Annotated in this window: 1 pseudogene; it reads right to left on the bottom strand. The window is 64.1% G+C overall.

The window, feature by feature from the left end:
- Positions 1-172 precede the first annotated feature (172 nt).
- Positions 173-1,317: pseudogene (locus KHO31_RS38965) on the bottom strand (IS3 family transposase); the annotation flags it as partial.
- Positions 1,318-1,371: the final 54 nt, after the last annotated feature.

Genomic DNA, 1,371 nt, shown 5'->3' with positions numbered 1-1,371 from the left:
TGAGATTGACCCGGTTCAACGGACAGATTTGCAGTTGGGTTTAGTGTGATGTTGAACCTCCCGGGAGTGTTGAGTCGCGGGTTGTCCATGGCCGGGCGGCGGGTCGCCTGTCACGACCATGACGCTGCCCGGCGGTGGGCAACCCGCGCGGCGATGACATTTGATCCTGCGAATGCAGGTTTTCGAATTCGAGCGGCGAGCAATAGCCGATACTGCTATGCAGGCGGCGTATGTTGTACCAGCCTTCCAGAAACCAGAAGATGCGTGCGCGGGCCTGCTCGTGGGTCGCGAAGTGTTCCCGCATCAGCAGCTCCGCCTCGAGCGTGCCGAAGAATGATTCGCACATGGCGTTGTCATAGGCGTCGCCGGCCGTCCCCATTGACGGCTGCACGCCGGCCTCGCGGCAACGCCTCCCGAAGGCAATGGACGTGTACTGACAGCCCTGGTCCGAATGATGGATCACCCCCTCGGGACGCCGCTGCAGCAACGCCATGTCCAGTGCACGCAGCATCAGTTCGGTGTACAGATGGTTTGACATTGCCCAGCCGACGACGCGGCGGCTGAATACATCGAGCACCACCGCCAGATACAGGAACCCTTCAGCGGTCGGCACGTATGTGGCGTCTGCTACCCACAGCACATCGCGGGCGTCGGCGCTGAAGTGCCGGCGCACCAGGTCGGGCGCACGCCGTGCCCCTGCGCGTTGCCGCGTGGTGTGCGGCCAGCGCCGCCGGCTCGCGCCACGCAGGCCAGCCATGCGCATCAGGCGCGCCACCCGCTTGCGTCCCACGTGCATGCCTTCGCGTGCCAGCTGCACATGAATACGTGGTGCACCGTATGTGCCCCGTGAGCTTGCATGCAGCGTACGGATGCGCGCGAGCAACTGTGCATCACCGCATGCGTGTGCCGAAGGCTCCCGTACCAGCCACGCGTAATAGCCGCTCGTGGAGACCCTGAGCAGCCGCGCCATCGTGGCGAGGGGCCAGCGGGCCCGGTTCGCTCTCATGAATCCGTATCCTTCGGCGATACGGCTCCCGTCTCCCGGGCAAACCAGGCCGCTGCGTGAGAGAGTATGTCGCGCTCCATCTTCAACTGCCGGTTCTCGCGGCGCAGCTTCGTGAGTTCCTGCCGCTCGGCGGTGGTCAGCCCGTCATGGCGCACGCCCGCATCGCGACCAGCCTGTGCTACCCAGTTGTAGATCGTCTGCGCGGTCGGCTCGAACTCCTTTTCCAGTTCCTCCGGCCTGCGCCCGGCCTTCACCAGTTCAACCATTTGTGCCCGGAATTCCGCCGGGTACGGGGTACGATGCTTGCCCATTTCGGCACCTCCTTCTTCAAAAGGATAGGCGTCCGTTTTCGCGGGTCAACTTCA

It is taken from the genome of Paraburkholderia domus (assembly GCF_905220705.1).
Classification (GTDB): Bacteria; Pseudomonadota; Gammaproteobacteria; order Burkholderiales; family Burkholderiaceae; genus Paraburkholderia; species Paraburkholderia domus.
Note: the sequence above shows the minus strand (reverse complement) of the source record. Positions and strands in the feature narration are given on the sequence as shown.